General features: G+C 58.2%; 24 protein-coding genes and 1 tRNA gene. 15 read left to right on the top strand and 10 right to left on the bottom strand.

Annotated features, from left to right (window positions below; genetic code table 11):
* Window positions 1-112 precede the first annotated feature (112 nt).
* On the bottom strand, window positions 113-1,201 hold the full coding sequence (locus tag ABD815_RS12195) for a TRAP transporter substrate-binding protein (protein WP_344847457.1): 1,089 nt from the start codon (window positions 1,199-1,201) through the stop codon (window positions 113-115).
* Between the two features lie 410 nt (window positions 1,202-1,611).
* On the opposite strand from ABD815_RS12195, the gene ABD815_RS12190 reads away from it, so the two are divergent.
* The 6 genes from ABD815_RS12190 to ilvN all read left to right on the top strand — a co-directional run bounded on the left by ABD815_RS12190 (window position 1,612) and on the right by ilvN (window position 7,504).
* Window positions 1,612-3,006: a cache domain-containing protein gene (locus ABD815_RS12190; protein WP_344848637.1), complete on the top strand. Its 1,395-nt coding sequence runs from the start codon at window positions 1,612-1,614 to the stop codon at window positions 3,004-3,006.
* Complete coding sequence (locus ABD815_RS12185; RefSeq protein WP_344847456.1) at window positions 3,003-3,656, top strand: response regulator transcription factor; 654 nt, start codon at window positions 3,003-3,005, stop codon at window positions 3,654-3,656. The genes ABD815_RS12190 and ABD815_RS12185 overlap by 4 nt, the downstream gene beginning before the upstream one ends.
* 95 nt (window positions 3,657-3,751) lie before the next feature.
* The gene (locus tag ABD815_RS12180; protein ID WP_344847454.1) at window positions 3,752-4,558 is read left to right on the top strand and encodes a hypothetical protein; all 807 of its coding nucleotides are present in this window, start codon (window positions 3,752-3,754) and stop codon (window positions 4,556-4,558) included.
* A 340-nt stretch (window positions 4,559-4,898) separates the two neighbouring features.
* A complete protein-coding gene (locus ABD815_RS12175) occupies window positions 4,899-6,647 on the top strand; it encodes an acetolactate synthase 3 large subunit (RefSeq protein ID WP_344847452.1) in 1,749 nt (582 codons plus the stop codon).
* A 9-nt stretch (window positions 6,648-6,656) separates the two neighbouring features.
* Entirely contained in the window at window positions 6,657-6,941 is a 285-nt protein-coding gene (locus ABD815_RS12170; protein ID WP_344847450.1) for a hypothetical protein, read from the top strand.
* The gene (ilvN, locus tag ABD815_RS12165; RefSeq protein WP_344847448.1) at window positions 6,941-7,504 is read left to right on the top strand and encodes an acetolactate synthase small subunit; all 564 of its coding nucleotides are present in this window, start codon (window positions 6,941-6,943) and stop codon (window positions 7,502-7,504) included. The genes ABD815_RS12170 and ilvN overlap by 1 nt, the downstream gene beginning before the upstream one ends.
* 178 nt (window positions 7,505-7,682) lie before the next feature.
* On the opposite strand, the gene ABD815_RS12160 is transcribed toward ilvN, so the two are convergent.
* Both ABD815_RS12160 and ABD815_RS12155 read right to left on the bottom strand, forming a co-directional pair.
* Window positions 7,683-8,198 (bottom strand): VPLPA-CTERM sorting domain-containing protein, encoded by a 516-nt coding sequence (locus ABD815_RS12160; RefSeq protein WP_344847446.1) that lies wholly within the window; start codon window positions 8,196-8,198, stop codon window positions 7,683-7,685.
* 293 nt (window positions 8,199-8,491) lie between these two features.
* The gene (locus ABD815_RS12155) at window positions 8,492-8,848 is read right to left on the bottom strand and encodes a hypothetical protein (protein ID WP_344847444.1); all 357 of its coding nucleotides are present in this window, start codon (window positions 8,846-8,848) and stop codon (window positions 8,492-8,494) included.
* Between the two features lie 264 nt (window positions 8,849-9,112).
* Between ABD815_RS12155 and ABD815_RS12150 the strand changes: the two genes are divergently transcribed.
* The gene (locus ABD815_RS12150) at window positions 9,113-9,856 is read left to right on the top strand and encodes a helix-turn-helix domain-containing protein (protein ID WP_344847443.1); all 744 of its coding nucleotides are present in this window, start codon (window positions 9,113-9,115) and stop codon (window positions 9,854-9,856) included.
* Between the two features lie 120 nt (window positions 9,857-9,976).
* Here ABD815_RS12150 and ABD815_RS12145 read toward each other — a convergent pair whose 3' ends face one another.
* From ABD815_RS12145 to pdxH, 6 genes are all read right to left on the bottom strand, one after another.
* Window positions 9,977-10,519 (bottom strand): VPLPA-CTERM sorting domain-containing protein, encoded by a 543-nt coding sequence (locus tag ABD815_RS12145; protein ID WP_344847442.1) that lies wholly within the window; start codon window positions 10,517-10,519, stop codon window positions 9,977-9,979.
* Window positions 10,520-11,063: 544 nt separating this feature from the next.
* Window positions 11,064-14,753, bottom strand: coding sequence for a vitamin B12-dependent ribonucleotide reductase (locus tag ABD815_RS12140; RefSeq protein WP_344847441.1), 3,690 nt, complete (start codon window positions 14,751-14,753; stop codon window positions 11,064-11,066).
* A 796-nt stretch (window positions 14,754-15,549) separates the two neighbouring features.
* A tRNA-Pro gene (locus ABD815_RS12135) sits at window positions 15,550-15,626 on the bottom strand.
* A 43-nt stretch (window positions 15,627-15,669) separates the two neighbouring features.
* Window positions 15,670-16,035 (bottom strand): DUF192 domain-containing protein, encoded by a 366-nt coding sequence (locus ABD815_RS12130; RefSeq protein ID WP_344847439.1) that lies wholly within the window; start codon window positions 16,033-16,035, stop codon window positions 15,670-15,672.
* 103 nt (window positions 16,036-16,138) lie between these two features.
* Window positions 16,139-16,720, bottom strand: coding sequence for a cold-shock protein (locus tag ABD815_RS12125; RefSeq protein WP_344847438.1), 582 nt, complete (start codon window positions 16,718-16,720; stop codon window positions 16,139-16,141).
* 139 nt (window positions 16,721-16,859) lie between these two features.
* The gene (gene pdxH / locus ABD815_RS12120) at window positions 16,860-17,465 is read right to left on the bottom strand and encodes a pyridoxamine 5'-phosphate oxidase (protein WP_344847436.1); all 606 of its coding nucleotides are present in this window, start codon (window positions 17,463-17,465) and stop codon (window positions 16,860-16,862) included.
* A 216-nt stretch (window positions 17,466-17,681) separates the two neighbouring features.
* Here pdxH and fabI point away from each other — a divergent pair, with 216 nt between their 5' ends.
* From fabI to trpE, 6 genes are all read left to right on the top strand, one after another.
* Complete coding sequence (gene fabI / locus ABD815_RS12115; RefSeq protein WP_344847434.1) at window positions 17,682-18,485, top strand: enoyl-ACP reductase FabI; 804 nt, start codon at window positions 17,682-17,684, stop codon at window positions 18,483-18,485.
* Between the two features lie 4 nt (window positions 18,486-18,489).
* Window positions 18,490-19,110, top strand: coding sequence for a LysE family translocator (locus ABD815_RS12110; protein WP_344847433.1), 621 nt, complete (start codon window positions 18,490-18,492; stop codon window positions 19,108-19,110).
* Between the two features lie 10 nt (window positions 19,111-19,120).
* On the top strand, window positions 19,121-19,624 hold the full coding sequence (gene gpt / locus ABD815_RS12105; RefSeq protein ID WP_344847432.1) for a xanthine phosphoribosyltransferase: 504 nt from the start codon (window positions 19,121-19,123) through the stop codon (window positions 19,622-19,624).
* Window positions 19,625-19,698: 74 nt separating this feature from the next.
* Entirely contained in the window at window positions 19,699-20,883 is a 1,185-nt protein-coding gene (locus tag ABD815_RS12100) for an aminotransferase (protein WP_344847431.1), read from the top strand.
* A gap of 68 nt (window positions 20,884-20,951) precedes the next feature.
* Window positions 20,952-22,802, top strand: a complete 1,851-nt coding sequence (locus tag ABD815_RS12095; RefSeq protein WP_344847430.1) for a peptidyl-prolyl cis-trans isomerase — start codon at window positions 20,952-20,954, stop codon at window positions 22,800-22,802.
* Between the two features lie 6 nt (window positions 22,803-22,808).
* Entirely contained in the window at window positions 22,809-24,323 is a 1,515-nt protein-coding gene (gene trpE, locus ABD815_RS12090) for an anthranilate synthase component I (RefSeq protein WP_344847429.1), read from the top strand.
* Between the two features lie 9 nt (window positions 24,324-24,332).
* Here the strand turns inward: trpE and ABD815_RS12085 are convergent, their stop codons facing one another.
* On the bottom strand, window positions 24,333-24,746 hold the full coding sequence (locus ABD815_RS12085; RefSeq protein WP_344848634.1) for a SufE family protein: 414 nt from the start codon (window positions 24,744-24,746) through the stop codon (window positions 24,333-24,335).
* A 122-nt stretch (window positions 24,747-24,868) separates the two neighbouring features.
* Here ABD815_RS12085 and ABD815_RS12080 point away from each other — a divergent pair, with 122 nt between their 5' ends.
* On the top strand, window positions 24,869-25,375 hold the full coding sequence (locus ABD815_RS12080; protein WP_344847428.1) for a hypothetical protein: 507 nt from the start codon (window positions 24,869-24,871) through the stop codon (window positions 25,373-25,375).
* A complete protein-coding gene (locus ABD815_RS12075) occupies window positions 25,372-26,316 on the top strand; it encodes a nucleoside hydrolase (RefSeq protein WP_344847427.1) in 945 nt (314 codons plus the stop codon). Before ABD815_RS12080 ends, ABD815_RS12075 begins: the two co-directional genes overlap by 4 nt.
* Window positions 26,317-26,352: the final 36 nt, after the last annotated feature.

The raw sequence follows: 26,352 nt of genomic DNA, 5'->3' as shown, positions 1-26,352 counted from the left end.
GTGCGCAGAGGCGCCCATGGCCCCGGCCCTCACCCGACAACAAAAAGGGTCTACAAAGAAAAACAGGGATGCGCACACGTGGCGCGCATCCCGTCGTTTCTTTATCCGCGCCTTAGAGCGTGGACAATACGCGATCGCGCTGTGCGGTGTAGACGCTGTCGGAACGACCGGACCAGCCGGAGGTTGCAGACATCGCCGATTCCGCAGAGTTACGGATATCCGCAAACAGCGTATCGTCCATGTAGCCGTCGAGCACCTCTTTGGAGGCGGACCCATAGGCGTCCCAGACATCGTCGGAGAAGGACATCACCTGAACACCGGCAGAGATCAGACGCTGCAGCGCCGGACCGTTGTTTGCCATGAACAGGGAGTAGTTGTGCTGGTGCGCATCGCCGGCTGCAACTTCGATGATCTTCTGCTGTGCTGGTGTCAGCTCATTGAACACATCGAGGTTGGTCGCAACAGACAGCGCTGCACCGGGCTCGTGGAAACCGGCAGGGTAGTAGAAGTCACAGACTTCCTGCAGGCCGAGTTTCTCATCGGACCACGGGCCAATCCACTCGGTGCCGTCAAGCGCGCCGGAGGACAACGCCTGGTAGATTTCACCACCTGGAAGCGTCTGGACAGATGCGCCGAGTTTGGAGAGCGCTTCGCCACCGAGGCCGGGCATACGGAACTTGAGGCCCTGGAAATCGGTCGCAGAAGAGATCTCTTTGCGGAACCAACCGCCACCCTGCGCACCGGTCTGACCGGCGATAAAGGATTTGAGGCCGAAGATTTCGCCCAGGGAGTGGTGCATTTCCATGCCGCCCATTCCATAGTACCAAACCATCATTTCCGGCGCGGTCATGCCGAAAGGAACGGTTGTGAAATAGGCCCAGCCCGGGTGCTGACCGGTGAAGTAGTAGTCCGCACCGTGGTACATATCGGCCTGACCTGCGGTCACGGCGTCGAAGACTTCGAGACCACCGACGAGTTCGCCGGCTGCTTTGGGCTCAACAATGAGGGAGCCGTCGGACATGGCGTTCACGGAGCTGGCAAAACGCTCAACAGAGTCCCAGACACCGGCAAGACCACGTGGCCATGTGGTGACCATGGTCAATGTACGCGTGCCTTGGGCCAGCGCAGGTGCCGCCAGACCGGTAGCAGCAGCAGTCGCACCGCCAAGTGCGGAAGTTTTTAGAAAAGAACGACGATCCATAGATAGTTTCCTCCCGAATGTTCTATGGCAATTCATCCAGCCGGGTCTCACGCGCGAAGGGTAAGATGTCCAGAACCGGCCCCTATGGGTTACCGGTCACACAGGCCCGAAAGGCCAATGCGTGTCTTTAGGACAGACTCCTCCCACGCGGGCAGGCCACGGCCAGCTCGCACTTGGACGTTACCGAGCGCGCTCGGGTGAATAAATACCCAACTCTACGCAGAACGAAGTTTTTTACGCCTAACTGCTCCTTTTCAGGCGGAAATTTCGTGCGCTGGGGGCCGATCCCCTTATAGCGCCTGATTGACCCGCCTATTGTGGCCATTATCGTGCGACTCGATATCGCGCCGCCGCCAGTGAATAACGGACCCGAGGACACCTGACAGACCGTGGATCGCCACCTGCCCCAGATGACATATGCGAGAAAGCTGTTCTTGCTGGCCGTAATTCCCTTGGCTCTGGCTGTGGCTGCCATTGCCTTTCTGGTGGCCCATCAGGCCCGCGCCATGGCGGAACGCGAAATCGCGGATCTGGAGACCCAGTTGATCACCGCCAAAGAGGAGGAGTTGCGCAACTACCTCCAGATCGCGCGCGCAGCGTTCTACGCCGAATACGCTGCGGCGGGCCCCGATGATGTGCGCGCCAAACGGGACGTGACGCATACGTTGGCGGCCATGACATTCGGATCCGAGGGCTACATTTTCGTCTACGATTACGATGGCACGAACCTTGTGGCGCCGCGCCAGACCGAGTTGATCACCCGCAACTGGTCCGACCTCGCCGACAGCGAAGGGACCCCTGTCGTCTCGCGACTGATCGAGATTGCCAAAACCGGCGGCGGGTATCATTCGTTTTTGTGGCCCAAACCCTCCACCGGCGAAGAGGCGCGGATGATGGCCTATGTGACGGGGCTTCAGGATTGGGAATGGGCGATCGGCACAGGTGTCTTTGTCGACGATGTTCTGACATCCGTCGCCGCTGCGCGCACGCAGGTCGAAACGCGGGTCCAGCGCACCTTTCTCTACATCGGTGCGATCGCCTTGGCGGCGGTTCTGATGGTCTTCATGTCCGGGCTGACGATCACGATCCATGAACGCCGCCTTGCGGATGCGAAACTAAAGGCACTCACCCAACGGGTTTTTGACACACAGGAAGAAGAACGCGGGCGCGTGGCGCGCGAGCTGCATGATGGGATCAGCCAACTCTTGGTCGGGGCCCGCTATGCGCTCGATCTGGGGCGGCGGCGGATTGCGAATGGCGACGCACAAGCCAGTGAAAGCGTGGACAAAAGCGCGCAAATCCTGCGCACGGCCATCGCCGAGGTGCGCCGCATATCCCACGCCCTGCGCCCCGGTGTGCTCGATGATCTCGGTCTGGGTCCCGCTCTCAAAACCCTGACCGAGGATTTTCAGCGCCGCACAGGGATCGTGACCGATTTCGAAACCGTGGTGTTTCGCAACCGCCTCGATGAAGAGGCAAAGACCGCGCTCTACCGGATCGCGCAGGAGGCGCTTACCAATATCGAACGCCACGCGAAGGCCACAGAGGTTTCCGTCCGCCTCGCGGGGCACCGCAAAGGTGCCACGTTGAAAATCTGTGACAACGGTTGCGGCATTCGCGACGGTGATGCGCGCGGGCTCGGCCTTCGCAATATGGCAGAGCGGATGGAGCACCTCGGCGGCACATTCACGATTCAACGCCTCACGCCGGGGACGGCAATTGACGCCTCTGTGCCACTACGCCATATCCTGCCGCCCGCAAGCAACCAAAGCCACCCGCCCGAGCCCGTGAAGGCCGCTGAATGACAAATCCCCCTGCCCCACCTACCCGCATCCTGATCGTGGACGACCATCCGATGGTCGCCGAAGGCATCCGCGCGCTTCTTGAAACTTTCCCCGATCTCGAAGTGGCGGCATGCCTCACTAACGGGCGTGAAGCGGTCGACCGACTGATAGAGCTCGCGCCCGATGTGGTGCTACTGGACCTCAACATGCCGCATATGGGCGGGCTAACGGCGACCGAGCTGATCCTCGAACGTGCGCCCGCGACCCGCATTCTGATCCTGTCGATGCATGACAGCCCCGAATACATCGGCGCGGCCCTCAGCCACGGCGCCATGGGATACGTCCTCAAAGACGTGCCCACCGAAGACGTCAAGGACGCCATCGACACCGTGATGCGCGGTGATCGCTACCTGTGCGACGGCGCGAAGGCGGCCATTGGCCCGAAAACCCGCGACGGTCGCGAGGCCCTGACCGAGCGCGAACAGACGATCCTCCTCGAACTCGCGCAGGGGAAATCGAACAAGGACGTGGCCCAGGTCCTCGGTATTTCCGTGCGCACCGTCGAAACCCACCGCAAAAACATCCGCCGCAAACTCGGCATCTCCTCAACCGCCGGGCTGACGCGCTATGCGCTCGAAAACGGGGTTCTGCAGGGCACAGGGCACTTTTAGAGCGCCTGAACGGTCGATTACCTTACTTTGCGTCAACTTTGCATTGTGCAACCCTGCCCGCGGTTCGTTTTCAAAAAAACCAAAGGGGAGAGATAATGGGGTTTCCACGTGATTATGCAAAAGCAATGGAGAAACAATTCGGCTACCAAGTGGTCTGGCCGCCAACGGCACCACTGAAACTCGGCGACTTCGGAATCGTAAAGCGCTCAAAAAGTCCGGACGGATATGCGTTCGATCGCATGGGCAACATCACCGACAAATTCAAAATCAAATTCAAAACGCTGTCGGGCGCCAAAGCCGGCGTAGAAAAGCTCGAGTCCGCGGGCGTGTCGATCACCAAGGCATCCGGCGGCGGCGCTAAAGACGGAATCGAAGTCGAGGTCTCGGTGGGTTTCGAGAAGAAAAACTCCATGGTCTATCACGGGTCGGACATGACGATCCTGACCATCGACGACATGCTCGGGGTTGGCAAGAAACTGGGCGCGCTCCTGAAGAAAGGCTCATGGGACAAGAAATGGGTGGTTGTCACATCTGTGCATGAGACCAGGGGGCTGACCGTCCTGCTGTCGGGGGCGAAAAAGACCACGCTCGGACTGGGCGGTACGGCGGAACTCTTGCCGGGAAATCTCGCGAAGGCTTCGGCAAAGGCGCAGGTCACGGCGCAAAATGCCTCTGTGGCGACCTATCTGTCGACGGGCATATGCACGCCGCTCTTGCAGGCGCGGGTTGTGCGCAAAAAGGGATTCCGCGCCTTTTCCACCGAGGAAGATCCAAACGCATTGGTCTCGGTTCAGGACACGGATGTTCTGGCGCTGGATGACGATGACGAATTCGCCCCCGTCACTTTTAACTATTGTGACATCGAAGCCGGGGCGGACGAGGTCCTGTCAATCACCGATTAAGCCGAAAACACTGCCTGTGCCGCCCATGGATCGGGCGGCGCGGAGCGGTGGCGGATCACATACATGCAAATCAGGATTGATAACATTATGTCGGAGAATGCCCCTCCCGCGACACTTTATTCACAATCAGGGCGGTTTTGCGGTTGACGCCCCTGAGGGGCAGACATAATCTTCGCCCACGCAATAAGGAGCCTGAGACCATGATTGGCCTCGTCGTACTTGTAGGATACACGCGCATGGGCCGGTAACGGACACTCCATAACGGAACCCATGCGCCCCCGCCAAATCGGGGGCTTTTTTATTGCCAAAATTTTAGTTTGACGCGCGAGAGGACCAAAAGATGACACGTCAGATGAGCGGAGCGAAAATGGTGGTTCAGGCCCTGAAAGATCAGGGTGTGGACACAGTATTCGGATACCCCGGAGGGGCCGTGCTCCCAATCTATGACGAGGTGTTTCAGCAAAATGACATCCGTCACATCCTCGTGCGCCACGAACAGGGCGCCGTTCACGCAGCCGAGGGCTATGCCCGCTCCACCGGTAAACCCGGCGTCGTTCTCGTCACTTCCGGTCCGGGGGCGACCAATGCGGTCACGGGTCTGACCGATGCGCTGCTCGATTCCATTCCGCTGGTTGTTCTGACCGGTCAGGTGCCGACATTCATGATCGGCACCGACGGGTTTCAAGAAGCTGATACGGTTGGCATCACCCGCCCCTGCACCAAACATAACTGGCTCGTACGTGATACGGACGAGTTGGCCGAAACGCTGCACAAGGCGTTCTATGTCGCGACCACCGGCCGTCCCGGTCCGGTTCTCGTTGACCTGCCCAAAGACGTCCAGTTCGCCGAAGGCACCTACGTGGGGCCGCAGAAACGCAAACCCAGCCATTACCAGCCAAAGGTGAAGGCATCGATCGAACAGATCAACGATCTGGTCCAGCTGATCGAAAAGGCCGAGCGTCCGGTTTTCTACACCGGTGGTGGCGTCATCAACTCCGGTCCGGCGGCGTCGCAGTTGCTGCGCGAGTTGGTCGATTCAACCGGCATTCCGATCACCTCCACGCTGATGGGCCTCGGCGCCTATCCGGCGTCGGGCAAACAGTGGCTCGGGATGCTCGGGATGCATGGCCTGTATGAGGCCAATATGGCCATGCATGGCTGTGACCTGATGATCAACATCGGGGCGCGTTTCGATGACCGTATCACCGGACGGATTCAGGACTTTTCACCGAATTCGACCAAAGTTCATGTCGATATCGACCCCTCCTCGATCAACAAGGTGATCCATGTCGACCTGCCGATCATTGGCGATGTGGGGCATGTTCTCGAGGATGTGTTGAAGGTCTGGAAGAGCCGCGGTCGCAAGACGGGTGATACAACAAAGTGGCAAAAACAGATTCAGGAATGGCGCGAGGTCAAATGCCTGACCTATCGCAATTCCGACACGATCATCAAACCGCAATATGCTCTGGAGCGTCTTGAGGCGCTGACCAAGAACCATGACCGCTACATCACCACAGAAGTCGGTCAGCACCAGATGTGGGCGGCCCAGTTCCTCGGGTTCGAGGACCCGAACCGCTGGATGACGTCGGGTGGTCTTGGCACCATGGGCTACGGCTTTCCGGCCTCCATCGGCGTGCAATTGGCGCATCCCGAAAGCCTCGTGATCAATGTGGCCGGCGAAGCGTCGTGGTTGATGAACATGCAGGAGATGGGCACGGCGATGCAGTATCGCGCGCCTGTAAAACAGTTCATCCTGAATAACGAACGCCTCGGCATGGTGCGCCAGTGGCAGCAACTGTTGCATGGCGAACGCTATTCCTCGTCATGGTCCGAAAGCCTGCCCGATTTCGTCAAGCTCGCAGAGGCCTTTGGGGCCAAGGGTATCCGCTGTTCGGACCCCAAAGACCTCGACGATGCGATCATGGAAATGATCGAATACGATGGGCCGGTCATTTTCGATTGTCTCGTTGAAAAACACGAAAACTGCTTTCCGATGATCCCGTCGGGCAAACCGCATAACGAAATGCTTTTGGGCGACGCGGCCACAGATGGCGCGATCAAGTCCGACGGCGCGGTTCTGGTGTAGGGGGATATTATGAGCAGATTACTAAAATCAATGCTGATGCCACGTTGGTGGCAACTTCTAGTGTTAATCGCAATGCGGCTCGCACAGCTGATGTTTGTGGTTCCATTTGTCCTGTTTTTTAGCGGTCGAGCTTCGTTCTCTGAGGCCGCAATTTGGTTTATCGGAGTTGTTGCCCTCCAATACGTTCTTCTATTCGTTGTGAACCAGATTGAGACCATGGCAACAAAGACCAAGCTTCAAAATCTCAATGAGCATTCGGAACAAGATTCCTCCACGGAAGGAGATGTTGGCTAATGTCTGCACTACGCATCGAACAAGGCTCCACAAGCCACTCCGCCTATGACCTTCGCGACTACCATCCCGATGTCATCGAAAAACACACGCTCGCGGTTCTCGTGGACAACGAAGCCGGCGTCCTCGCCCGCGTGATCGGTCTGTTTTCGGGCCGTGGGTACAACATCGAAAGCCTTACCGTGGCTGAGGTGAACCATGACGCGCATCTCAGCCGTATCACCATTGTCACCACCGGCACGCGCGACGTGATCGAACAGATCAAAGCGCAGCTCGGTCGGATTGTCCCCGTGCATGACGTGCATGACCTGACGGTCGAGGGGCCATCGATCGAGCGGGAACTTGCGCTGTTCAAAGTTGAGGGCACGGGCAACGACCGGATCGAGGCGCTGCGCCTCGCGGAGATTTTCCGCGCCAATGTTGTGGACTCGACGCTGAAGTCTTTCGTATTCGAAATGACCGGACCGAGCGAGAAAATCGACGCATTCGCCGACCTCATGCGCCCCTTGGGCCTGATCGAAACCGCACGCACGGGTGTGGCCGCCCTCGCCCGGGGCACGATTTAACCAACAGTCACGACACAAACGCAATGGCCGCCACCGAACAGGTGGCGGCCTTTTTTGTGCCCGGCCCCTACCCCGATGAACTGTACTCTCCCGATTGAAACCGGTGCAGACATGACAAAGGCGCGACCGATACGTCGCGCCTTGTAAAATCTCATCGCCAGTCCCGGATGTGGGCGGCCTATTTCTTGCGGCGACGCTTCAGGCCCAGACTTGCGAGACCACCCAGAAGCAGCAGGCCGGATGCCGGCAGTGGCACCGGTGGCAGTTCTTCGTCAGGCGGGCAGTATTTGCTCAGGTCCGGCTTGGAGTCGCAGGTGTGGAAAAAACCACTGCAGAGGTCGGGTTTGTCCGAATAGGACTTTGGTGCGGAATGCTTTGGATCCTGCGTGTAGCTACCACCCGTCCGGGTTCTATCGCCGGATTTCTCGCGATGTGGCGTCGAGATGCCAAATGAACGACCGCCCGAGGTGCCCTTATAGGAGCTGGTGGTCGTGCCACCGGACCGGCCGTCACGATCGGAGTCTTGCGTCCGGCTATAGGTCGAACCACCGGAACGACGGCCCCCATCGGAAAACGAGGAAACGTGGACAGACTTGACGCCTGACCTGCCATCATAGCCGAACCCGGACGCGGATGCAGACAGCGACGACATCGCCAATACGGCAGCAGCAGCAATTGTCATTTTAACGTGCATATCAAACTCACTTACAATCCTTGGGTCGCCGTCAGAGCCATGTGGCTTAACAACCGACACAAAGTTACCAAATTTCGAACATAAACTTCCAGAACAACCACGATTTCGGCCGCTTTTTGGCCAAAATTGCTCCATTTTCAACAAAACGGTCTCTGGACTGTTTTCGCTAGCGCGACACATTCCATGCACCTTCGCGAATGTCAATTTTTCAGAAACAATCGTTACGTCACTTTTGACGTGTGAAACGGCCACTGCGCGCTCAATTGGAGAGAATCACTCTCTTTGCCGCGCCTCTAACCGTTGGAAGCCTTGTCATCCAGCGCGCTCAGTTTCAGGTCCATAGGCGCGGTCGGGATGTTGTTGGCACCAAGGCTCGCCTGCGCGGAACGCCGGACTTTTCCGGGGCCTTGTGTTTTGGGGGCGGTTATTTGGATGTCCTTGATGAAATCAGGCACATTGGCCAGTCCGATCGCGCGTGTGATCGAACACTTGCGCAAACCGTCGGTTTCTTCGAGTTCAACGTCAACAAGCGTCCCGACCGAGATCCGCAGGCCGGGGCGGTTTTCGGCATAGGCCAAATCCAGGCCATCGGAACAATAGACCAAAGATGTCGGCGTACCCGGTTTCGTCCAGACAACAATGCCCAACATGTGCATACCCTTTAAACAACTGTCCACCTTTTTGGACGGTTTTCCGGGATATGCCTATTTGCTCATTTGGTTAATAACTGACGCCTTGAAAGTACGTCTGTATCACCTACCTTGTGTTATTGTGTCGGCTCTGCGAGATTTAGACACAATTTGTGTCAGTTAAGTCGATCATCTCAAGAGTGGACAGGTAAAACCCGCATGCCCCTATCAGGACGCGACAGCTCGCCTGCCGAAATTCGCCAACACTTCGGCAGGAACCTTAAGTTGCTCGTTAAGAATGAGCAATCCGTCGCTGCCGTCTGTCGCACACTGTCGATTAACCGCACGCAGTTCAATCGTTTCCTCGCCGGTGAAAGCTTTCCTGCGCCCGATGTGTTGACCCGCATATGCCAATATTTTGGCGTATCGGTGCGCATCATCAACGAACCCTTGTCGGACACGCGCGAACCGTCACTTTTAGGGTTTCAGAAAGACTTCGACCCTTCGCCCATATTGAACAAGATCTGGATAGATGACGGACAGCAGTTGCCCGATGGTCTGTATGGCTTCTATTTGGGACATTTTGCCGACCGCGCCAAGTATTCCCGCCAGCTCGTGCGGATCTATACGCTCACTAACGGCTTCAAAGTTTTCAAAGGGGTCGTGTCAGAAGGTTTTGCCAAGTCCTCCGGTCAGTCGACCCTTTGGCGCGACCGCGTGTATCCGGGCATCTTCTTTAAACACGTCAACACATTCTCTCTGATTTTGAGTTCGAACTATGCCGCGCTGACGGTCTACGGCTGTTTTGACTATGGCCTTCACAGTCTCCCGTCGTATTTTCCGGGCTTTTTTGCCGTCACCCAACAGGCCCGCCCGAACGAGCGTCAGATTGTGCCCGGCCTTCTGGAACATTTGCGCGGCGGCATGGAGGAATACAGATACCACCGCCGCAGGGTCGGAAACGTGTCTCTGGAGGATCTGGATCCAATTCAGAGGGACTATTTCGAAAACTGGACGCCCCCCTCCTGAGCGGGCTCATTGGGCACATATGCAGGTTGGGGAAATTCTGACGTGAATATGAATGTGTGAACCGACACACAAAAGGCGCGCCCTTTGGGACGCGCCTTTTTCAATCCTGGCATTGCTGGATCAGGATTTGCGGCGACGTTTCATCGCGAGGCCACCGAGGCCCGCGAGGAGAAGAAGCCCTGATGCAGGTAGTGGCACTTCTGAAATGGTCGAAACATTAATGTCATCGATGCGCGATGAGCCACCGGATTTATTGACGAACAGCACCGACGTCACCCCTGTCAGGTTCGGTTCTGCCAATGTCATTGTGTTTCCGTTGTTGGATTCGGTGTAAGTCGCCGTCACCGCACCACCATCGTAAGAGAAGTCAAACGCACCATCATTTCCCTTACCGTTAAACAGGAACGACATTATGTTGAATGCCCCCCCACTGAAAGTCAGCAAGGCAGATTGATTGTTGCTGAGTTTCAGACAACTCGACCCACAATCATTTGATGTACTGATCGATGTCGGGTTCGCGACAGTAATCGTGAACCCGTCCTGAACGTAGGTCGATCCCGACGCGGTTCCACTACTGAAATCCAGCTTAACGGTCGCGGCCTCAGCTGCCGAACCCACGCCAAGCGCCAAAAGCGCCGCCCCCAGAAAATTCGTAAACTTCATACTATACTCCCAACACTCAAACCGGCGCAGCAAGCGAGCATACCTCTCGTGTTTCGGCCAGCGTGACCCGACGTTAACACATTTTTGACATATTTGGCTCGAATTCGCTCTGTTACCGCAAACGAAAGTTTGTAGACGCAAAACAGGGACACAAACTGCATTTTTTGAGCGCTTTGTTTCCCAAAACCCCGGCATTCTTCAACTTTTGGTTGCGCGCCCAGACACTTCTCGCGGCGGGAGACGTGCGAATCGCGCCGCTAAAACAGGAATATTGTGTCGGAAATGTGGTAACGAGCGCCGAAATGCATTGTGGATTGACGCACAAAAAAATGGGCCCCCGAAGGGGCCCAGTTTCGCTGATCAGGCTCATATTTGATACCGCCCGGTAAGTTATTTTGCCTGCGGCCTGATCCGCGTCTAGGACGAGCGCACCCGCCCCGGAAAGGTGTTCTTTCGAACCCTCACAAGAGCCCCTCGGGTCGAAGGAGAGGCCCCCACCCCGTCCCGCCAAATGTGAGGAATGGCGGGACAGATTTCGTGTCTGTTACGAGCAGCCCGATGTGCCGCCACAGGTGTTGCACTTCATGCAGGTGCCGTTGCGCACCAGCGTGTAGTTGCCGCATTCGCCACAGGGATCCCCTTCGTAGCCCTGCATCTTCGCTTTGGCGCGCGCATCCATCGATACGGTGCCCGTGGACATCGCGGTCTGGCTCGTTGTTGTCGCGCTCGCCTTTACCTCGGGCACGAGCGTTTGCAGCACGGCTTCGGGGTCCATGGCGCCATCGAGCGCGGTAGCCCCCATATTGCCACCCTGCAGCACGACCAACTCTTGGGGCATTCGTTTGCGCAGGTAACCCGTCGAAGAGATCTGTTTGAGCACTTCGATGGATTTCGCCGATGCGGCCTCGGACGGCCGCTGGACGTTGGCGACACCTTCATCATGCCCACGGCCCAGATCGTCAAAGGCGGTGCCTTCGGGTTTGATATGGGCGAGATCGGTGCGGTCGAGATAGGAGACCGCCAGTTCGCGGAAGATATAGTCGAGGATCGAGGTCGCATTCTTGATGCTGTCGTTGCCCTGCACCATGCCCGAGGGCTCGAATTTGGTGAAGGTGAAGGCATCCACGAACTCTTCGAGCGGCACGCCGTACTGCAGGCCCACGGAGACCGCGATGGCGAAGTTGTTCATCATCGCCCGGAAACCCGCGCCTTCCTTGTGCATGTCGATGAAGATCTCACCGAGCGAGCCACCCTCGTATTCGCCTGTGCGCAGGTAGACCTTATGGCCGCCGACGATGGCCTTTTGGGTGTAGCCCTTGCGTCGCTGAGGCAGCTTTTCGCGGCCGCGTGCGACTTCTTTGACGATCACCTTCTCGATGATTTTCTCTGCAAGCACGGCGGCTTTTTCGTGGGTGGACCCGTTGGCGAGGATTTCCTCGGCCTCGTCGTCGTCTTCGATCAGCGCGGTTGCCAATGGCTGCGACAGTTTGGACCCGTCACGGTATAGCGCGTTGGCTTTGACACCGAGCGACCAGGACAATTCGTAGGCGTCGAGGCAATCGGTGATCGTTGCATCGTTTGGCATGTTGATCGTCTTGGAGATCGCACCGGAGATGAACGATTGGGCCGCGGCCATCATTTTGATATGGCTGTCGACGGAGAGGTAGCGTTTGCCCTTTTTACCGCAAGCGTTGGCGCAATCGAAGATGCTGTAGTGCTCTTCTTTGAGATGCGGCGCACCTTCGAGGGTCATCGTGCCACAAACGTGATCATTGGCGAGTTCGATGTCCTTGCGGGTAAAGCCGAGGCTGCGCAGCAGGTCAAACGATGGATCGTTGAGCTTTTCTGCGGGAATGCCGAGCGTGCCGGTGCAGAACTCTTCGCCCAAAGTCCACTGGTTGAAGACAAAGCGGATATCAAAGGCCGATGGCAGCGCCGCTTCGATCTTTTCGATCTGGGCGGGGCCGAAACCATGGCCGATCAACGCAGTGTGGTTGATGCCGGGCGCATTTCCGAGGCTTCCGTGACCGACTGCGTAGGCGACGACTTCCTCGATCTGCGCAGAGCCGTAGCCGAGCTTTTCGAGCGCTGCAGGCACGGAGCGGTTGATGATTTTAAAGTAGCCACCGCCTGCGAGTTTTTTGAATTTGACCAGAGCAAAGTCAGGCTCGATGCCGGTAGTGTCGCAATCCATGACCAGACCGATGGTGCCGGTCGGGGCAATCACGGAAACCTGAGCGTTGCGGTAGCCGTTCTTTTCACCCAGCTCCAGCGCCTCGTCCCAGGACGATTTGGCCAGTTCAACCAATGTCGCATCGGGGCAGTTGCCATGATCCAGCGCGACAGGTTTCACATCGAGACCTTCATAGCCGGTGGTTTTGCCGTAGGCAGCTGTGCGGTGATTGCGGATCACCCGCAGCATGGAGTCGCGGTTGGCATCAAAGCGGGAGAATGCACCCAACTCGCCGGCGATTTCCGCGGATGTCGCATAGGACACGCCGGTCATGATCGCTGTGAGGGTGCCGGCCAGCGCGCGGCCTTCGTCGCTGTCGTAGCCAAAGCCCATGTTCATCAACAGCCCGCCGATATTGGCATAGCCAAGTCCGAGCGTGCGGAAGTCATAGGAACGTTGGGCGATTTCCTTGGACGGGAACTGCGCCATCATCACGGAGACTTCGAGCGTCAGCGTCCACAGGCGTGTGGCGTGCATGTAGCTCTCTGCGTCAAATCTGCCGTCCTTGAGGAATGTCAGCAGGTTCATCGACGCGAGGTTACAGGCCGTGTCGTCAAGGAACATGTATTCCGAACACGGGTTGGAGCCACGGATCTGACCGTCCTCGGGGCATGTGTGCCATGCGTTGATGGTGTCGTGGAACTGGATGCCCGGATCGGCACAGGCCCATGCGGCGTGGCCGACCTGATCCCACAATTCACGTGCGGAAACGGTTTTGGACACAGAACCGTCGGTGCGGCGGATCAACTCCCACGGCGCGTCGTCTTTGACGGCCTGCAGGAAGGAGTCGGTGACGCGCACGGAGTTGTTGGAGTTCTGGCCGGAAACCGATGCATAGGCTTCGCTATCCCAATCTGTGTCATAGGTCGGGAATTCGATGCTGTCGTAACCCTGCTTGGCATAGTCGAGCACGCGTTTGACATAGGTTTCGGGGATCGCACATTTCTTGGCGCCTTTGATGGCGTCTTTGAGCGCGGGGTTCTCTTTGGGGTCAAAGGCCCCCTCTTCGGAGCCGTCCCACTGGCGGATCGCGGTGAAAATTTCGTTCAACTGACGCTCGTGCATTTTGGAGCCGGCGACGATCGAGGCCACCTTTTGCTCTTCAAGCACTTTCCAGTTGATGAATTCCTCAACATCGGGGTGGTCCATATCGATGATCACCATTTTCGCCGCACGGCGCGTGGTGCCACCCGATTTGATCGCACCCGCTGCACGGTCGCCAATTTTCAAAAAGCCCATCAGGCCGGAGGATTTACCCCCGCCTGACAGCGGCTCGTTGGCGGCACGCAGGGAGGAAAAGTTGGTGCCGGTGCCCGAGCCGTATTTGAACAGACGCGCCTCACGCACCCAGAGGTCCATGATGCCGCCGTCGCTGACCAGATCGTCTTTGATCGACTGGATAAAACAGGCGTGCGGCTGTGGGTGTTCGTAGGCAGACGTCGAACGTGTCAGTTCGCCGGATTGGTAGTCGACGTAGAAGTGCCCCTGACCCGGACCATCGATGCCATAAGCCCAATGCAGACCGGTGTTGAACCACTGTGGCGAGTTGGGTGCGGCCATTTGTGCGGCCAGCATGAAACGCATTTCGTCGAAATAGGATTTGGCGTCGTCTTCGGAGGTGAAATAGCCTCCCTTCCAACCCCAATAGCACCAGGCACCCGCGAGGCGATCAAACACCTGCTTGGCAGATGTTTCGCCACCGTAGCGTTCGGCCTCTGGCAGTTTGGCGAGTTTGTCTTCGTCGGGGACAGAGCGCCACAGGAAGGAGGGAACGCCTTTTTCGCGGACTTTTTTCAAAGCTGCGGGAACACCGGCTTTGCGGAAATATTTCTGCGCAATCACGTCGGAGGCAACTTGGCTCCATTTCGCGGGAATTTCGCAATTGTCGAGTTTGAACACCACGGTCCCATCGGGATTTCGAATTTCCGAGGACGTCGTCGTGAAGTCCAGCGCCGCGTATGCGTCTTTCCCAGCTGTCGTGAATTTGCGTTCAATTTTCATTTCCGTGCCCCGTTGTGCGCCCTGTTGGCGATCTCTTGGTTGTCGACCCAGCCGCGGCGCGGACCATATATATAGTCGATGCACGATGAGAGTTCCGACGGCTTCATCAGGGGCAAAAGCACAAGAGCACCTGCTCTGGCACCCTCATTAACCCCCTGATGTCAGTCGCCTACCGGTCGTCCGATCCCCCGTCGTCACCCAAAGGGTGTTTGGCGGGACAATGCGTTCTGGCGACTTCGGGGCCGCTTTTGCGAACGTATGTCTTGGTCTGGATCGGCCATTTCCGGCCTTGGTCCCTCACCGCGTCGAAGCAACTATATGTAGTGGCCTGTCCGTCGGCCTACACAATGTGCAGCGTATGGTTGTCTTGGGTCAACGGCAATTTTCGATAATCCGAACGAAAAATCCATTGACCGAAATTACCCACAGACCCCCGCGATTCGGGCGATCCCACGCGTTCGAAAATCGCATTGATTTCCATGGGTTTCTCGACGGTCGTTGATCAATCGCCTGCACTTGTGTGGATAAATCGGTTCAATGGATTTGAGGGCTAAAAACCGCGCCAGACACCCGCGTGCACAATTTGGACGCACACTACATGTAGTGGGGTATTTTCGGCAGATGGTGCCAAAAGCGTGCCAAAACACCTAGAAACCAAGGTGTTTCAAACAATTTTAGCGATATTTCCCAAAATGAAAGCAACTCATGGTTGATTCGCCCGTTTCACGAATCGAAGCCGCCATCGAAACACCCCTGTGACCAGAGGTGCGATGCGATTTTGATATGTGGTGAAAAGTGGTCGGGGCGGAGAGATTCGAACTCCCGGCCCTCTGTTCCCAAAACAGATGCGCTACCAGGCTGCGCTACGCCCCGACCGTGCGCCTCTCCTACATCGAAGAAACGGCGTTGAAAAGTCCTATTGCGCCAAACATGCGTCTTCTGCGTCAAAACCAAAGGCAGGGTGCCGCAACGTCGCGCCTTTCTGAATGCCCAAGGCGGCCGACAGGCCCCCATTTACCTCCAAAACCGCGCGCACCGGCGCCCCTGACGGGATCTGCGTGCGATCCAATGGCACGGCGTTTTCGTGAACGCGCACAACGATTCCCTTCTCGTCGACAAAAATGATGTCGAGAGGAATCAGTGTGTTCTGCATCCAGAAAGAAACGGGGCGCAGCTCATCATATATAAAGAGCATGCCCGACGAGCGCGGTAGGGTTTCACGGTGCATCAGCCCCAGACTGCGCTCGGAGGCGTCGTCCGCGATCTCGACAGAAAAGCGCACCTGTGTGGCCCCCGAGGTGACGATGACCTCCGAGGGGTCACAGACAGACTGACCAACAGCCGCAGTCCCTAAAAAACAAAGAGCCGCGGCGGTTAAGGCGTGCCTAGTCAACATCTTCGCTAGCTTCACTCGGTTCGTTTTCGCCCCGAAGCGCACTATCCCACGACGTGATCAGCGCGGCCATGCGACCACGGCGCCCGTCGATCACGCGAAGCCCGATAGCCTCGCCGGGTTGCAGATCGGCCAGACCGGATCGACGCAGCACCTCGACGTGAATGAACACGTCTTCGGGGCGCGCGAACACATTGGCAAAACCAAAGCCTTTGCCTTTGTCGAACCATTTCACCCGTGCAGGTTCCAATGGAAGGTCCGAGTGATCGGTGTCCGGAAAATCGAGGTCTTCAAGCGCTGCGCGCCCGTCCCCTTCCGGAGGTACGACCTCATGAACTTCAAGTGCCTGCACGCCGCGATCGGTATGCTGGACAGAAACTGTCACAGCAGAGCCGTCCGCAATCGAGCTTTGCCCGAAGTTGCGCAGTACGTTTGCGTGCAAAAGGATATCGGGGCCGCCGTCTTCGGCAACCACGAATCCAAAACCACGGGTCGGGTCAAACCATTTCACATGACCCGAAATCAAATTTCGGCTGTTGTCTTCGCCCATAATTCCAGTCTCGAACGAGCGCATGCGCTCTTATTTTACTTTTATGGGGCATGCGCCCCTCATCCCACTGACAAACCTGTGACAAACGCGTGCAAGGTGCAAGAGACACTCGCCTATCTTTTTAATCAGGTTACGTAGGGGACATCGAAAAAAAGTTAACTGGTTACGGATTTAGTCGAACAACTTCCCATGAATTTGAAGCTGATGTACGGGTCCATCTAAAACGATCGTGTAGCCGAAAATCGCCCGCGGCCCAGAATTCGACCTCGACCGGCGCAATGCGATACCCGCCCCAATATGGTGGGCGCTCCGGTCGCAATCCGTGGCGCACCCCCTCCTTGGCCACGGCTTCCATCAGAGCGGCTTTTGACGACAGGGGCCGAGACTGATGGCTCGCCCATGCGCCGATGCGACTCCCCAGTGCCCGTGACTGATAATAACTGTCCGAGGCCTCCGGTGTTTCGCGCGTTACTTCACCTCTCACCCTAATTTGCCGCTGTAAACTCTTCCAGTGTAGCACAAATGCGGCCCGACCGCTTGCGTCAATTTCGACGCCCTTTGCGCTCTCGTAGTTGGTAAAAAAGACGAAGGCATCAGTGGCGATTTCTTTGAGGAGCACCATTCTGACATTCGGCATGCCCGCACTATCCACAGTGGCCAGGGCGATAGCGTTTGGGTCGTTGACCTCTGTGGCCTCTGCCTCTGACAGCCACCGCTTGGCGATCGCAAACGGGTCGTCGCCTGCGAATATTCCCTGAAGTTGAACCATCACCGCCACTCCGTTTGTTTTCGATGTCGCGCTGTCACGCCGCGCGATCTGTCGGCACAGAATTATCCTGCAACCGACCTTGGGACAAGCAATGGCGCCGCGCCAAGGTGACGTTACGTAATGCAAATCTTACACGCGCAAGCTGAAACCTTGCGGGGTCTTGGCAAAACGCCTAAAGCCTAATCAATTACAAGATGCTGTGGTGTGAGGAAGCATATGACGGGACTTATGGACGGAAAACGCGGGCTGATCATGGGGCTCGCCAATGACAAATCCATCGCGTGGGGCATTGCCAAGGCAGTCGCCGCCGAAGGTGCCGAGCTTTGCTTTTCCTATCAGGGCGAACAGCTCCTCAAACGTGTGACGCCGCTGGCCCAGCAGCTCGGTTCCGATTTCATGGTCGAATGCGACGTGTCTTCCGAGGAAAGCATGGATGCCCTCTTTGCCGAGATCGAAAAGAAGTGGGGCAAACTCGACTTCGTCGTCCACGCGATCGGGTTCTCGGACAAAAACGAATTGCGCGGTCGCTACGTCGACACCAGCCGTGCCAACTTCAAAATGTCGATGGATATCTCCGTCTACTCCTTTACTGCCGCCTGCCAACGCGCGGTGGGTATGATGCCCGATGGTGGATCGCTCCTCACGCTGACCTATTACGGCGCCGAGAAGGTCATGCCCAACTATCACGTTCAGGGGCTATGCAAGGCCGCGCTGGAATCCTCGGTGCGCTATATCGCAGAAGACGTGGGCAAGGACGGCATCCGTTGTAACGCGATTTCGGCCGGCCCGATCAAGACGCTCGCGGCCTCCGGTATTGGCGATTTCCGCTACATCCTGAAATGGAACGAATACAACGCCCCGCTGCGGCGCACCGTGACCATCGAAGATGTGGGCAAATCCGCGCTCTACCTTCTGTCGGACCTCGGATCCGGCGTGACGGGCGAGGTGTTGCATGTCGACAGCGGCTATCACGTGGTTGGAATGAAGGCGATTGATGCGCCCGACATGACCAAAGCCTGACCGAATGACACTGACGGCGCTCCTCGCGATCTACTTCGTGCATCTGGCGGCAGCGATGTCGCCGGGGCCCGCCGTTTTGCTCGCCGCGCGCACGGCCCTCAATCAGGGCATGCGGCGGGGTGTGTTTCTCGCCATCGGGATCGGTCTTGGTGTTTGTGTCTGGGCGCTCGCCGCGCTTCTCGGCCTTGCCACACTCTTCAAAGTAGCGCCGGAACTTCTGACCGCACTCAAATTCTTTGGTGCCGCCTATCTCGCCTATCTGGCCTACAAGCTGTGGAAACACGCGCCCGAACCTCTCGACAATACGGTGGCTGATGCAACCGCAACGCGCACCGATATCGGCCTGATCTGGTTGGGGACATTGACCCAGCTCTCCAATCCGAAACCTGCGATCTTTTTCGGCACGATCTTCCTGACCTTTCTGCCTGCGAACATTCCATTGTGGGGTTATGCGGCGGTACTTGGGATCGTTTTCGTCAATGATTGCGGCTGGAACGTCATTGTCGCGCGGATTTTCTCGTTCGAGCGGACGCGACGTGGCTACTTGAACTTGAAAAGCATCATCGACAGGGTATTCGGGGGACTGCTTGCCGCCCTCAGTGCCAAACTCGTCCTGACAAACTAAGGATTTCACCATGTCCGACCGCCTGCCCCACGAAAAAGGTTTCCACATCAGCTGGGATCAAATCCATCGCGACAGCCGCGCTCTGGCGTGGCGACTGGACGGACATGGACCTGACGATGGCGCATGGCGCGCGGTTGTTGCAATTACCCGTGGCGGCATGGCGCCCGCGATGATTATCGCACGTGAGTTGGACATTCGCACTGTCGATACGATTTCGGTGAAATCCTACGACCATCAGGACCAGTCCCAAGCACAGGTGCTCAAATCCCCCGACGCAAAGATGATGGGTGACGGCGAAGGCATCCTTGTGATTGATGATCTCGTCGACAGCGGCAAGACGCTCGAACTCGTGCGCGCGCTCTACCCCAAGGCACATTTTGCCACCGTCTATGCAAAACCAAAGGGCCGTCCACAGGTCGATAGCTTCATCACCGAAGTGTCGCAGGACACATGGATTTTCTTCCCGTGGGACATGGCGCTGCAATATGTTCAGCCCTATCGGGGCAAAGACTAACCGCGCCCCTATTTGGCCGTTGAACTCGCCTGCGCTCGCTCCTAGGCTTTGCCGCAACTGCAAAGGAGCCGCCCATGAGCCTGCCACTGTCTGATCTCATTCATCGCACCGACGCCTCACCGGTTGTCGCCGCGCAGGCATTGACAAAGGGTCGGGTTTTCCCTGCCGACAAACCACTTTTGAACGTCTCTCAGGCGGCCCCCGTCGCGCCGCCCCCCCAGGGCCTGCGCGCAGAAATTGCCCGCGCCGCATTGGAAGATGACGATACCCACCTCTATGGCGCGGTTCTGGGTGATGCGAGCCTGCGCTCGGCTCTCGCGCAGACGACCAGCAGCCTTTACCACGCACAGATCGCGCCCGAAGAGGTCGCCATCACCTCCGGCGCGAACCAGGCGTTCACGGCCGTGATGACGACGCTCGCCGCACCGGGGGACGAAGTCATCCTCCCAACGCCTTGGTATTTCAATCATAAAATGTGGTGCGACATGGCAGGCGTTCGCGCGGTGCCGCTTCCCACGGGCGACGATCTCTTGCCGGATCTTGAATCGGCGGCGCGTTTGATCGGGCCACGCACGCGGGCGATCGTGCTCATATCCCCCAACAATCCCGGTGGCGTGGAATACCCGTCCGATCTGTTGAGCCATTTCTTTGCCTTGGCGCGCGATCGCGGAATCGCCCTTATTCTGGATGAAACCTACCGCGACTTTCGCGCCGATGATGCCCCGCCCCATGTTTTGTTTCGCCAACCCGACTGGCGCGGGACCTTCATTCACCTTTATTCCTTCTCCAAGGTCTATCGCCTGACCGGCCACCGCGTCGGGGCAATCATTGCCGATAGAGGCCGGTTGGCGGAGGTGGAAAAGGTTCTCGACACCGTCACGATCTGCCCTTCCCGCCTTGGTCAGCGGGCGGCGTCCTACGGGCTGCTGCACCTGAACGATTGGGTCGCCTCCGAGCGCGCGGAAATTATCGCGCGCGGCGTTGCGATGCGCGACGGGTTCCACGTTCTGGCGGCAAAGGGATGGCGGCTTGCCGGTTTGGGTGGCTTTTTTGCCTATGTCGAACACCCTTTCGATATTCCATCTGACGAAGTTGTCGCGCGCCTTGTCAATGAGGCGCATATCCTCGCCCTGCCCGGCACGGCATTCCGTCCCAAAGGCGATCCGCGCGGCGCGCGCGAGTTGCGCCTCGCCTTCGCCAATCTCGATCGCGACCACTTCCCCGAGCTTTTCGCCCGTCTGGCAGAGTTTGAGGCCTGATCCGCGCTTGCAGCGTCTCTCTCAACCCCCTACACATTCCGCCCAAAGCGATAGGGGGATCCGGTTACATGGCTGGCGACAAAGGCAAACGCGGAAACATCGTGGTTTGGGGCATTCTTGGCCTTCTGATCATCGGGCTCGGCGGTTTCGGCGCGACGAGTTTTTCGGGGTCGGCGCGTGCTGTCGGGTCGGTTGGTGACACAGAAATTAGCGTGACAACCTATGGTCAGGCGCTCCAGAACGAAGTGCGCGCGCTGTCTCAACAGACCGGCCAGGATATCACCGTGGCGCAGGCCGTCGAGTTTGGCGTCGCCCAAGGCGTGCTTGATCGGCTGGTGACGTCAGCTGCGCTGGATGATGAGGCCGCCAATATCGGTCTGTCCGTGGGCGACGATGCTGTGCGTCAGGTATTGCTCGGCATCTCGGCGTTTCAGGGTCTCGACGGAAATTTCGACTCCTTTGCCTATCGCGACTCTCTGCGCCGTGCCGGCCTGACGGAACGCGGATTTGAAACCGAACTTCGCCGCGAACAGGCCCGCCTTCTCCTGCAGGGCGCATTGGCCACCGGCATCACCATGCCCGATGTGATCGGCGACACGGTCATCGAATGGATCGGCCAACGCCGCACGGTGTCTGTTGCGACGGTCTCTGCCGATGACGTGAGTGACGCGATTGTCGAACCTGATAGCGCGGCCCTCCTGAGCTTTTATGAAGCGAACCCGGATAATTACACCGCGCCGGAAACCCGCGCCGTGACCTATGCATGGCTCACGCCAGAGATGCTGGCGGGTGATGTGGCGCTGAATGAAGATGCGTTGAAAGCGCTCTATGAAGAGAACATTGATCGCTACGTGCTGCCTGAGCGGCGCCTTGTCGAGCGGCTGGTATTCGGCAGCGAAGAGGCCGCTCAGGAAGCGGCGGATCGTGTCGCTGCGGGTGAAGCGAGCTTTGACGACGAAGTCGCCGCGCGCGGGCTGGAGCTCGCCGATATCGACCTTGGTGATGTGACTGTGCAAAGCTTGGGCGCTGCCGGCGAGGCCGTTTTCGACAGCACCGAAACCGGCGCGATTGTCGGCCCTGTCATGACCGATCTGGGCCCTGCCCTCTTTCGGGTGAACGGGGTGCTGGCCGGATCGACCACCACCTTCGAAGAGGCACGTGGTGATCTTGCCTTTGAGATGGGTCTGGATGCCGCGCGCCGTGAAATCGACGATCAACTCGAAAACTTCGACGACCTTCTGGCCTCTGGCGCCACGCTGGAAGATCTCAGCGCGGAAACCCTGATGGAGTTGGGATCGATCGACTGGACGCCGCAAAGCGAAGACGGCATTTCCACCTATACCGCATTTCGCGAAGCGGTATCTGTGGCCGAACCCGGCGACATTCCAGAGATCATCGAATTGTCCGACGGTGGCGTGTTTGCCCTGCGTCTGGATGCGATTATTCCGCCCAGCCTGCGCCCCTATGATGAGGTGAGCGATCAGGTTGCGCAGGATTGGCGCGCCGCTGAGACCTCCCGTTTGCTTTCCGAAAAAGCCAATGAGATCGAAGCATTGGTTCTTTCGGGAACAGCCTTTGACGCGCTCGAGTTGCCGACCGAAACATTCGACGAAATTACCCGCCGCGATTTCATCTCCACCATGCCGACGGGCTTTGTGGATGCGGTTTTCGCGCCCGGATTTGACCAAGGCGGCGTGACGACGATCGTCGATGGCGACCGTGCGATTGTGGCCCGCGTCGATGGCGTTTTGCCGCCCGATGTCACCCCGGAAATTCGTGAAATTGCCGCGCAATACATCGAAACCGCTGCCCAAGGTGCAGCCCAGGACGCGATCCAGGCCTTTGCTGCCGCGATCCGCGCGCGTGAGGGTGTCAGCATCAATCAACAGGTGGTTTCGGCCATCCACAGCCAATTCTGATCCCGAATGCCAACCGTTACCCCCGCCTTTCCCGAGTTCGAAGCCGCCTATAACGCCGGTCAAAATCAGGTCGTCTACGCCAAGGTTGCCGCCGACCTCGACACGCCTGTCTCGATCCAGTTGAAACTCGCAGGCGCGCGCGCGGACAGTTTCATTCTGGAGAGTGTGACGGGTGGCGAAGTGCGCGGGCGCTATTCGATCATCGGGCTGAAACCGGACCTCGTCTGGTCATGTCAGGGCACGACATCGCGGATCAATCGCGACGCCCGTTTTGACCCACAGGCCTTTCGCGATCTAGACACCGATCCCCTCTCGGCCATTCGGGCCCTGATCGACGAAAGCCGGATCGATTTGCCGCCCGAGCTTCCTGCCGCCTCTGCGGGGCTTTTTGGCTATCTCGGCTATGACATGATCCGCTTGGTCGAACGTCTTCCGGATGTGAACCCCGACCCGATCGGCCTGCCCGACGCTGTGCTCATCCGCCCCTCTGTGGTTGCGGTTCTGGACGGCGTAAAGGGTGAGGTGACCATCGTGTCCCCTGCCTGGGTCGCCTCCGGTCAATCTGCGCGCGCCGCCTATGCACAGGCAGCCGAACGGGTGATGGACGCGCTGCGCGATCTGGAACGCGCTCCGCAGGACGTGACGCATGACCTCGGTCAGGATTGGACCCCGCCAGAGCCGGTCTCCAATTTCACACATGAGGACTACAAGGCAGCCGTCACCAAAGCGAAAGAATACATCACCGCCGGAGACATCTTTCAGGTCGTCCCTGCACAGCGGTGGACGATGGAGTTTCCGCTGCCACCCTTCGCGCTCTATCGTTCGCTTCGGCGCACAAACCCGTCGCCCTTCATGTTCTATTTCAACTTCGGCGGGTTCCAGTTGGTGGGCGCGAGCCCCGAAATTCTCGTGCGGGTTTTTGATGGCGAAGTCACCATTCGGCCCATCGCGGGCACCCGCAAACGCGGCGAAACGCCCGCCGATGACAAGGCGCTGGAACTGGACCTGTTGTCGGACGAAAAAGAGCTCGCCGAACATCTGATGCTGCTTGACCTCGGTCGCAATGACGTCGGACGGGTGGCCAAAATCGGCACCGTTCGCCCCACCGAAGAATTCATCATCGAACGTTATTCCCACGTGATGCACATCGTGTCCAACGTGGTGGGTGAGTTGTCAGACAACGAAGACGCGCTCTCTGCCCTGCTCGCAGGCCTGCCTGCGGGAACCGTGTCGGGCGCGCCGAAAGTGCGGGCGATGGAAATCATCGACGAGTTGGAGCCCGAAAAACGCGGGGTCTATGGCGGTGGTGTCGGGTATTTTTCGGCAAATGGCGACATGGATATGTGCATCGCATTGCGCACCGGTGTGATCAAGGACGAGAAACTCTACATTCAGGCCGGTGGCGGCGTGGTTTATGACAGCGATCCTGAATTCGAATTTCAGGAAACCGTCAACAAAGCCAGCGCCCTGCGCGCCGCAGCGCGCGAAGCGGGTCGTTTCACCAAATCCGGCAATAGCTAAGGGGACGGCCTAACCGGCCGCTCTCTCTGCCGTGTCGCGGATCCGCGCGACCATAGCGCGCAACCCGTTGGATCGTTGGGATGACAGGTGCTCATCCAGACCCAGACGGGCCAGTTGCGCAGGCGCATCAACCGCGCGCACTTGCGATATTTCGAGGCCTGCGTAGAGCGCGTGCAAAATTGCGATCAGCCCTTGCACGATCATTGCATCCGAGGCGCCGGCGAATTCGAATTTGCCATCCTCGATGGTCGGCACGAGCCAGACCTGCGAGGCGCAGCCCTCTACCTTGGTCGCGGGAACCTTGAACGCGTCATCAAGTGGCGGAAAGGCTTTGCCCAACTCGATCACATGACGATAGCGATCTTCCCAGTCGTCCAGAAACTCGAAGGTTTCGGCGATATCTTCAAAGGCTTGTGTGGCCATATCGAACCCCATTTTTCTCTCCTCCCACATAATCGCGCCGCGCACAAAGGTCCAGCGGGCGGGTCTTTTCAAGGGGTCGGAATTGCGGTAGCCCTTTGAGCAAGCAAAACAAGGGGCGGTCGATGCGGCAGCAAATAGTGGTTTCCGGTCTCATTCTCACGCTCCTGTCGGGCTGTGGCGGTGATTTTCGCAACAGCAAAGTCAATCCGCTCAACTGGTTTGGCCAACGTGAGCAGACACAGACATTGGACGCAGAGGGGCGCGTTGTTCGGGTGCTGCCAACATTGGCCCCGCGCAAAGGCTATCCCGCCTTTGTGGATACGCGCGCATTTGCCCCGTCGATCACCGCCTTGGATTTTTTGCGCACCGCGACGGGTTCAGTCCTTAGCGTGACGACGGTGGTCCCCACGCTTGGCTATGCGGATGCGGCCCTCGTGCCGGTAGAACACGACGATGGTTCCATTCTGATCCTTGAGTTCCGCCTGCGCGCGCCAAAAGACGTGCCGGGCATTGGCAGCGTCAGCCAGCGTGAGATCACCGTGGCCCGCGCGATTTCCAACCAAGAACTCGCACAACTCACCCAGATCCAGATCCGCAGCGCCAGCGGTGTGCGGACATTGCGACCATGAGTGCCCCGCGCAAGATCATCATCGACACAGACCCCGGTCAGGACGACGCGGTCGCTATCCTTCTCGCACTTGGCTCGCCCGATGAAATCGACCTGCTCGGGATCACAGCCGTGGCAGGAAATGTGCCGGTCACGCGCACGAGTGAGAATGCACGCAAGGTATGCGAAGTGGCGGGACGCCCCGATGTCAAAGTCTTCGCCGGCTGCGACCGCCCCTTGGCGCATGACCTCGTCACGGCAGAGCATGTGCACGGCAAAACGGGGCTCGACGGGATCGAATTGCCCGCCCCGCGCATGCCACTGCAGGTTCAGCACGGGGTCGATTTCATCATCGACACGCTGCGCGGCGAACCGGCTGGTACGGTCACGCTGTGCCCCATGGGGCCGCTGACGAACATTGCCACCGCGTTTCAAAAAGCCCCCGACATTATCGAGCGGGTTCAGGAAATTGTGCTGATGGGCGGGGCCTATTTCGAGGTGGGCAACATCACACCCGCGGCGGAGTTCAACATTTACGTCGACCCCGAAGCCGCTGAAATCGTTTTTAAATCCGGCGCTCAAATTACGGTCATGCCGCTCGATGTGACGCATAAGGTTCTGGTGACCAAACCGCGCCTCGAAGCCTTCGCAGCGTTCGGCACCCACCTCGGGGACGTTGTTGCAGGCTGGCTCGACTTCTTTGAACGCTTTGACATCGAAAAATACGGATCCGCCGGTGGACCGCTGCACGACCCCACGGTGATCGCCTATCTGATTCAGCCCGATCTCTTTTCGGGCCGCTACATCAACGTGGAGATCGAGACGCAGTCAGAGCTGACCCGCGGCATGACCGTGGCTGACTGGTGGGGCGTGTCGGGACGAAAACCCAATGCGCTCTTTATCGGGGACGCGGATGCGGAGGGTTTTTTCGCCCTATTGACGGAGCGGCTGCGCGCGCTTTGAAGGCCCACAGGCTTCGACCGGTATCATTTTTGACAA

It is taken from the genome of Celeribacter arenosi, assembly GCF_039539485.1.
GTDB lineage: Bacteria > Pseudomonadota > Alphaproteobacteria > Rhodobacterales > Rhodobacteraceae > Celeribacter > Celeribacter arenosi.
This window is presented reverse-complemented; position numbering and strand designations above follow the sequence as displayed.

What these genes read in the sequence shown, in the direction of transcription:
- ABD815_RS12195 (WP_344847457.1), bottom strand. Translation starts at nt 1,201, where the DNA reads ATGGATCGTCGTTCTTTTCTAAAAACTTCCGCACTTGGCGGTGCGACT.
- ABD815_RS12190 (WP_344848637.1), top strand. Translation starts at nt 1,612, where the DNA reads ATGACATATGCGAGAAAGCTGTTCTTGCTGGCCGTAATTCCCTTGGCT.
- ABD815_RS12185 (WP_344847456.1), top strand. Translation starts at nt 3,003, where the DNA reads ATGACAAATCCCCCTGCCCCACCTACCCGCATCCTGATCGTGGACGAC.
- ABD815_RS12180 (WP_344847454.1), top strand. Translation starts at nt 3,752, where the DNA reads ATGGGGTTTCCACGTGATTATGCAAAAGCAATGGAGAAACAATTCGGC.
- ABD815_RS12175 (WP_344847452.1), top strand. Translation starts at nt 4,899, where the DNA reads ATGACACGTCAGATGAGCGGAGCGAAAATGGTGGTTCAGGCCCTGAAA.
- ABD815_RS12170 (WP_344847450.1), top strand. Translation starts at nt 6,657, where the DNA reads ATGAGCAGATTACTAAAATCAATGCTGATGCCACGTTGGTGGCAACTT.
- ilvN (WP_344847448.1), top strand. Translation starts at nt 6,941, where the DNA reads ATGTCTGCACTACGCATCGAACAAGGCTCCACAAGCCACTCCGCCTAT.
- ABD815_RS12160 (WP_344847446.1), bottom strand. Translation starts at nt 8,198, where the DNA reads ATGCACGTTAAAATGACAATTGCTGCTGCTGCCGTATTGGCGATGTCG.
- ABD815_RS12155 (WP_344847444.1), bottom strand. Translation starts at nt 8,848, where the DNA reads ATGTTGGGCATTGTTGTCTGGACGAAACCGGGTACGCCGACATCTTTG.
- ABD815_RS12145 (WP_344847442.1), bottom strand. Translation starts at nt 10,519, where the DNA reads ATGAAGTTTACGAATTTTCTGGGGGCGGCGCTTTTGGCGCTTGGCGTG.
- ABD815_RS12140 (WP_344847441.1), bottom strand. Translation starts at nt 14,753, where the DNA reads ATGAAAATTGAACGCAAATTCACGACAGCTGGGAAAGACGCATACGCG.
- ABD815_RS12125 (WP_344847438.1), bottom strand. Translation starts at nt 16,720, where the DNA reads ATGCGCTCGTTCGAGACTGGAATTATGGGCGAAGACAACAGCCGAAAT.
- pdxH (WP_344847436.1), bottom strand. Translation starts at nt 17,465, where the DNA reads ATGGTTCAACTTCAGGGAATATTCGCAGGCGACGACCCGTTTGCGATC.
- fabI (WP_344847434.1), top strand. Translation starts at nt 17,682, where the DNA reads ATGACGGGACTTATGGACGGAAAACGCGGGCTGATCATGGGGCTCGCC.
- ABD815_RS12110 (WP_344847433.1), top strand. Translation starts at nt 18,490, where the DNA reads ATGACACTGACGGCGCTCCTCGCGATCTACTTCGTGCATCTGGCGGCA.
- gpt (WP_344847432.1), top strand. Translation starts at nt 19,121, where the DNA reads ATGTCCGACCGCCTGCCCCACGAAAAAGGTTTCCACATCAGCTGGGAT.
- ABD815_RS12100 (WP_344847431.1), top strand. Translation starts at nt 19,699, where the DNA reads ATGAGCCTGCCACTGTCTGATCTCATTCATCGCACCGACGCCTCACCG.
- ABD815_RS12095 (WP_344847430.1), top strand. Translation starts at nt 20,952, where the DNA reads ATGGCTGGCGACAAAGGCAAACGCGGAAACATCGTGGTTTGGGGCATT.
- trpE (WP_344847429.1), top strand. Translation starts at nt 22,809, where the DNA reads ATGCCAACCGTTACCCCCGCCTTTCCCGAGTTCGAAGCCGCCTATAAC.
- ABD815_RS12085 (WP_344848634.1), bottom strand. Translation starts at nt 24,746, where the DNA reads ATGGCCACACAAGCCTTTGAAGATATCGCCGAAACCTTCGAGTTTCTG.
- ABD815_RS12080 (WP_344847428.1), top strand. Translation starts at nt 24,869, where the DNA reads ATGCGGCAGCAAATAGTGGTTTCCGGTCTCATTCTCACGCTCCTGTCG.
- ABD815_RS12075 (WP_344847427.1), top strand. Translation starts at nt 25,372, where the DNA reads ATGAGTGCCCCGCGCAAGATCATCATCGACACAGACCCCGGTCAGGAC.